This is a genomic window from Methylobacterium sp. GC_Met_3 (genome assembly GCF_026540775.1).
Classification (GTDB): domain Bacteria; phylum Pseudomonadota; class Alphaproteobacteria; order Rhizobiales; family Beijerinckiaceae; genus Methylobacterium.
The window spans coordinates 23614-30375 of sequence record NZ_JALNUL010000045.1 but is presented as its reverse complement, the minus strand read 5'-3'; the positions used below and the strand labels follow the sequence as shown (position 1 = coordinate 30375).

4 protein-coding genes and 1 pseudogene are annotated in these 6762 nt (G+C 64.4%); 2 read left to right on the top strand and 3 right to left on the bottom strand.

The features are described from left to right. Positions 1 to 8: 8 nt before the first annotated feature. Positions 9 to 212 (top strand): annotated as a pseudogene (locus tag OXS27_RS26995) (hypothetical protein); the annotation flags it as partial. 70 nt (positions 213 to 282) lie between these two features. Here the strand turns inward: OXS27_RS26995 and OXS27_RS26990 are convergent. The 3 genes from OXS27_RS26990 to OXS27_RS26980 form a co-directional block, all read right to left on the bottom strand. Next, positions 283 to 1152, bottom strand: a complete 870-nt coding sequence (locus OXS27_RS26990) for a collagen-like protein (protein ID WP_267360264.1) — start codon at positions 1150 to 1152, stop codon at positions 283 to 285. Continuing rightward, positions 1131 to 2081, bottom strand: coding sequence for a toll/interleukin-1 receptor domain-containing protein (locus OXS27_RS26985; RefSeq protein ID WP_267360261.1), 951 nt, complete (start codon positions 2079 to 2081; stop codon positions 1131 to 1133). The genes OXS27_RS26990 and OXS27_RS26985 overlap by 22 nt, the downstream gene beginning before the upstream one ends. A gap of 380 nt (positions 2082 to 2461) precedes the next feature. After that, positions 2462 to 4306, bottom strand: coding sequence for a hypothetical protein (locus tag OXS27_RS26980; RefSeq protein WP_267360259.1), 1845 nt, complete (start codon positions 4304 to 4306; stop codon positions 2462 to 2464). A 56-nt stretch (positions 4307 to 4362) separates the two neighbouring features. On the opposite strand from OXS27_RS26980, the gene OXS27_RS26975 reads away from it, so the two are divergent. Further along, positions 4363 to 6762 carry an NAD-binding protein gene (locus OXS27_RS26975; RefSeq protein ID WP_267360257.1) on the top strand — a complete coding sequence of 800 codons (2400 nt, stop codon included), beginning with the start codon at positions 4363 to 4365 and terminating at the stop codon, positions 6760 to 6762.

Genomic DNA, 6762 nt, shown 5'->3' with positions numbered 1-6762 from the left:
CCTATCCACTGGAGGGGACGCGGGTCGATCTCGGTCCGGCGGAGTGTGGCGGGGATTCTGATCTCGCCCTAAAGGTCACTGGAGGCAAGCCACCTTATGTCTGGATGGTCAACGGCATGCCCTTGTCGCAAGCGGAGCGGCGGGAGGCCACTTGGCAGCCGGACGGCGCTGGCTTTGTCAGAATCTCGGTGGTGGACGCGACGGGCGCGACCGATGCCGTACGTCTACGCCTCGATCGAGCCGCATCTGCCGAAGGTCGTTATCGTTTGCCGGCATCAGCTGTTACTGCCGGTCCCCCGACACGGACAGCCCGCGCAAATGAAAGTCTCTCTTCTCAGTCTTGCCGGCCCGCTCGACGAAGACTGATATATTCAAATCGACCTTGTCAAGAACAACATTGCTCGCGAAGGTTTGTTCCAAGACCATCGAAATGGTATCGTTTTTTCCTATCTCGGTCCACTCAGTCTTGTCGACGTTCATGCAATTAGCGACATATAAGTTATTGCACGATACAATGCCCTTGAATTTTGGACTATATGTGCTGGCAATTGACCCGGAGACAAAACTTGATCCGGTTGGATATACCAGGATCTTCGCCTCATCTCCCATATTTGTCGCCGTGACGTAGGCGCGGAGCACCCGCCGGTCGACGATCGTAGCCGTCGTCGCGCTGATCTTCAGGTCGGCTTTGACATCGGTGTTGCCGGCTGGTTGCGAAGCCGACGACCCGGATGGCGGTTGCTGATGCTCATCACCGGCTTGACCATTTTTGCCAGGTGGTCCCGCTTCGCCTCTCGGACCCGCCGGACCTGGCTCGCCCTTATCCCCCTTCCGTCCCGGGGGGCCGGGCTCGCCTCTGTCGCCCTTCTCGCCGGGAGCCCCGTCACGGCCGGGTTCGCCCCTGAGACCCGACAATTCGGCTTTGTGCTTCTCGATCAGATCCTGAACGATATCCTGTGGCGCCCGCTGAAGACGGCGCTCCAGTTCGTCCCGGAGCGATCGGTTCTGCATATCCAGTGCCTTCATGCATGCGATGAAGTCCTGAACGCGCGAGATCGGTTGCAGCTGATCGACACAACTCTCGGCTGCGGCTTGCGTCACGAGAGCGACGCTGAACACGCAGAGCCAAATCAGTCTTTTAACCGCGCGCATCCGTTCCACTCCGAAAATTGTGTGGCCGCCGAGCAAGGCACACTCGACTTTGCGCCGTCCTGTACGACGACGCGCTCGTCGCGAGGAGGGGCGGATGCCGGTGACGGAAGCTGCCGCAGGATCGTTACCGACGCGATCACGGTGCCGATGAGAAGAGCGAATACCGCGAGGGAGACGAGCCTCGTCCGTTGACTCGGACGTTGTTTCACCGAGATCGGCGCCGTCGCGCTGAGAGTGGCCGGTCCGTCGCCGTAGCCTGCGAAGGATGCCTGACGCCCCGTCTCTTCGTTCAGTCTCCCGGCGTTCGGGAAGTCGCGGCTTAGATAATCGCCCAACCGAGGCCTTTTGGAATCTTGAGAATCAAGCGGTTTGTCACGTCCGGTTCGCGACGCGCGCCCCTGCTTGCCCCCCCCATCACGCAGGGCCTTGAGGAGCCCGCGCGCCAATCCTTCCAAGAGGACAGCAACGTTTTCACCTTCTTGGTTTTGCAACCGGAAGGCGCGAAAGTCGGTCCATTGCCGCGTCTTCAGAAACGCCAGTATCTCCGCATCATGGCACTGGCTTGGGTCATCACCATCGATGTGATCCGTGTTGACGTAGTGCAGCGGAAAGACCAAGCATCGGACGCCAAGTTCCGCCTCGCGTTGACGGAAGAGCGAAACCTCCCGGCAACACCATTCGCTCTGCAGGAAGGCGGGTGTAACGATCGGAATGAGGAACGACGAGGTTCCGATGGCCGTTCGGATCTGGGTCTCCCATTCCCCTCCGGGCGGTATCGCCGCGACATCCTGGAAGATGTTGACCTTCGGCTCACGGCCGACCTGCTGCTGAAGCTCAGAGGTGAGGAGCGCCCGCAATTGGCTCAATTTTCCGCGCGCTGCGCTTTCGTCGGAAGTCGTGTAGCTCCAGAATCCTGTCGGTGTCAGCAAAGGACCTTATCCTTTAAATTCAATCATGGAGTGTGCCGAAGCTGGGGTCGGGAGTCTGGATTCAAACCCCGAAACTTCTGTGTTTATTCTGGGCAGAAGCACGCGATGGTCGCTGTCGGTTATAATTGTACTCGCGATATGGACCAGTGCAATTACCTCATGACCGATATTCGTGTCAGGAGCCAAGCATTAATTCCAGTTCCGCAACCTCGTTCTTAGTAATATCTTCACGATCGACCGCATTGCCGCGGAAGTCAAACGCCTCCGCAGTCCGTAATCGGCCGCCTGGCTGCTTCAGCGATCCCGTCCGGCGGCATCCGTGTCGTTCGCCGTCCTGCCGGACCGAGGCGTCCGGAGCCCGGAGAGCGCAGGCGCGTCGTCTACCCGGTTTCCACGTTCTTAACCCGGAAGAGGTCGGCCCAACCGGCGACCTCTTGCAACATAATGGCGGACACGTCGAATACCTCCGCGGCTAAATCCTGCGAGGCGAGGGGCTGGGCGAGGTCCAGGCTGTCGATCCGGACGGCGGCCTCGCTCATCGCGTGCGCCATCCGGGCCGACTGGCTCTCCAAGAGTTCGAGTTCAGCATAGGCCCGAATGCCGACGAAGGCGGCTGCGATGGCGGGCAAGACGGCCGCCGAGGCCCCGAGGGCGACAATGATCGCGTGCATGCCCTCTGAGCCAGCGTCCTGGTGATCTCCCGAGAGCCACAGCAACAAGAGCTTTATCATGACAAGGCCAAGTGTAGCGAAGAAGGCGTACTCCCCGCCTTGCACGAGCCACGCACCAGCGCGCCGGCTCCGCATGCGCCGGTCCGCATGATAGGCGCGCTGCTCCTCGACCAGCGTGGTCCGCAGGTAGGCGCGGGCTGCGATGAGTTCCGGCTCGCACAGGCTCCCGGTCGGCATTGGCGAGGCTCGGACAGCCGCGTTGAAGTACCATGCGACCCAGGTTTCCGCCGGGCCCAATTCCGCATTCTCGGCCTGCTCCATGGGAAGGGTGTGGCGGAGGGCGGGTGGAGGCAAGCTCCAGCCGAACAGCGCAAGTGAGCCCTGCTTGCGACACAGTTCGGCGAGGAGCCTGTAAGCGATCCAGCGGCCGTGCCAGTTCCGCCGCTCGTTCACCGCCACCAGCGCGAGAATAGTCAGGAGAAGCCACAGCTCGCAAAGCGTTGCCGCAGGTTTGAGGGCGGCGTTGGCGAGCGACGCGACGGCGCACACCACGGCGAGGCTCGCGAGGCCGAAGATCCAGAGATACGACGAACGGTAACGATCGCCGTATGCGCTCGCCGCCAGATCGGCCGGTCGGAACAGCGCGTCCCAGTAGGCGCCCGGCCCGGCCGGGGGCGTTCGCGGGGGCGGGACAGGGGTGGGGACACCGCCGATACGGCGATGTCCCCGATCGAACAGTTGCCAGAGCGGATTTTTGCGCGGCGGCCTCTCGCGAAGGTATGCCAGAAGGCCATCGTGGTAGGGTTCGAGATGACGTTGGACATGTCGCCCCACGGCACCGGGCAGCGTGCGCCCAAAGCGATACAGCGCGTGAACGGAACGGCCAATCAGGCTATGTCCGGGCCTCTCCATGCGCGGCGGCAGCAGCATTCGGGCGACGATCTCGGCTAGCAGCGAAGCGGCCTGCGCTCCCCGTGGGGCGCGATGGGGCGCGCGCAAATCCGATCTGGATCGCAGAAGACGCGGCGGGTTGCCCCCGGTGGTGTCGATCCACCAGACCGGCGGCCCGAACCGGGTCGCGAAGCCAACGATATCGCCGCTGCCGCCCCGGCCCCGGGCCGGACGACCATCCCAGACGGCGATCAACAGATCGCAATTGCGCACGACTAAACGGCCGACGGCCTCGTAGCTGCGGGTCTCGGCATCGCCCCGGACCCCGTCGAGGGTCAAGACGGGCCGGGACTCCAGCGCGGCCTCATCCAGGAGACGATCGAACTCGGAGCGGCTGTCGGCGGTCGCGAAATCCTTCTCATAGTCCGTCCGAGAGAAGGGCAGCACCACCGTGAGTGCGTACCCGGCCTCCCTGGCCAGCAACGCGACCAGACGGTCGGCGCCTTCGGCGAGCGGCGAGACGATCCGCAGGGTTGGCTGCACCGGCTCGGACGGCGGGTGGCCATAGACCGTCCGTGCGGCAGGGTCGCGGGCGACGGCCTCGATGTGCTCGCGGACCGCTTGGAGCACCTCGCGCACTTGTCCGCGAACCGCATCGGACAACTGCTCGGGGTCCCGAGAACCGGTTATGCCGATGCGGAAGGCCAGGGGCGGCCGGGGTGGATGAGGCGCCGGGGCCCGGCTCGGCGACGGGGTGGCGTGATCGACCGACAACACTCGCTCCCTGCAATGAGGCTTCCCTGGCCGTAGCCGTCTTCAACCGGCCCCGGACCGGCGGCTGTGCCCGGAGGCGCCCCCGCAGGGATCTGAATTACCAGCTTTGGTGTTCGCGCGCTCCGTCTTTTCAGGCTCCGGTGCTGGAAAGGCGAATTGAGTGCTTCGCAAATCGTGTATTGGTAGTGATCTGCTCCGGATGGGGCGGTACTCAGCAAGGGCCGTCGGCAGTGCCAGGAACCCGCGGCAATCAATTCCAGACCGGTTCATGGTTCGCGCTTGCGCCATTCGCGATCGTCGCCTTCGGGCTTGCCTACTGGGGCTTCGACCATCAGTGCACGGGAACTCCCTGCGCGGTTCCGACGGCCCTGGAACGGGTCGAGCACTCGTTCAATCTCGCCCGCGGGCGCGGCGGCTTCGCCCTGGGCAAGGACCCATGGCAGTTGGTGCTGGCCCAGTGGCTGCTGCCGCTGGCGGCCGGCCTAACAGCCGCAAAACTGTTCCTTCAGAGCCTCCGCCGTGATCTCCGGGTCGCCTTCGCCCGCCGCAGTCGGGATCATGTGATCGTCTGCGGCCTCGGAGATACGGGCCGGGCCATCGCCGAGCAGATGCGCGCGGCGGGCGCCCGCGTCGTGGCCGTCGACCTCGACGCCGCGTCCGTCAACGCTCTAGCCGTGGCGGATGCCGGGGCGCCGGCCATCAAGGGGGACGCCCGCTCGGCCGCCACGCTTCGTATCGCTGGTCTGCGGCGGGCGCGGGTCCTTGTCGTGACGACGGGCAACGACATAACGAATTTGGAGATCGCCCTCACCGTCGCCCAGAATGCGTCGGTTCTCTCACGAGCCAGCGGACAGCTGGTGGTCGCCCCGGAAATGCGCACGGATTGGCTGTTCGAGCGGTTCCTGCGTCAGACCGAGACCAGCCTGAGTTCCAAGCGTGTCGATTTTCAGATCGTTAACCGCTCCGAGATCTCGGCCCGTGAGCTGTATCGGCGGCCCTTTTTCGCGGCCCGGGCGGCGGAGGACGTGAGTGAGACCGTGATCGCAGTGATCGGCTTCGGCGATCTGGGTCGCGCGGTGCTGGCCCAGGGTTCGCTCACTGGCTTCGCCTTGCCGGGACATCGCCTGCAGGCCATCGTGCTGGACGCGGATCCCGACGCCGCCCTTGCGAAGTTCCGCACCCTCTATCCGAGGTCGGACGACATCATCACGATGGAGCCGATAAAGGGCCGCCTGACCGAACAGGAGCCGGGAACATGCGGGCTCCTGGCCAAGGTGATCGAGCGGGGACTCGCTGCCGTCTTCGTCTGTCTTCCGGACGACGCGGACGCGCTTTTTGTCGCCACCCAGGCCCGCGGGATGCTCGACAGGGAAGAGAGGCGCGACGTCCCGGTCTACGTTCGGACGCGTGCGCGGCGAAAGATCGCCGATTTCCTCGCGGTCGGTCAGGACGGACCGCAGGTGTCGGACCGGTTCGTGCCGTTCGGCGATTGCGCCGACTTGATCGCATCGAACCTGATCGCGGACCGGGAGATCGACAGGACAGCCCAGGCCTGCCACGACGCCTATCTGGAGGCGGTCCAGGGCGAGCGGGATCAGGACGGCGCGAAGGAACAGGCGGGGCGTCTGCCATGGCCGATGCTGCCCGAATTGTTCCGGCGCTCGAACCGGCTCTTCGCCGATCATATCGCAATCAAATTGCGGGCTGCGGGATTGCGTTCAAGTCCCGCCTCCTCACCTCGCCTCCTCGCCTTCACTCAAGCCGAACTCGACGGGCTGGCTGCGCACGAGCATTGGCGATGGTTCGCGGAAAGAAGGATGGCCGGGTGGGACCATGGCGAAGTCCGTGACGACCTTCGCCAGCGGCACCCGGCGCTGGTGGATTGGGCTGACCTCCCCGAGGCCATCAAGGAGCAGACACGGAGTATCGTCGCGCGAATCCCCTCCATTCTGGCCCGGATCGACCTCGAAGTCCGGCGGGATTTCGTGGTCGGCCGCCCCGGGGCGATTGAGGACGCGGCGGGCGCTCTGGATGCCTTCGATCCGGCAGGGATCGGCCATCTGGTGCTCGTCCTAGACCCGAGCGAGCCGCAGAGCCGAAGCCTCGCCCTCCGCGCCGTCTTGAAGCCGCATGTAACCCTGCGGCTGCAACGCTCGGCCGTGGCATCGAAGGACACGCTCGACCCCACGCTGGCGGCAGGCTTCGTCGGGCTCTCGGAGGACGAAAGGCTCCTATTGCACGAGCGGATCGATGGGAACCTCGTCCAACAGGGGAAGCGTGCGACGCCGATCCAGATACCGTTGAGCGGTGCCCAGGAACCCGCGCCGGCGTTGCTTTCGGTCTGA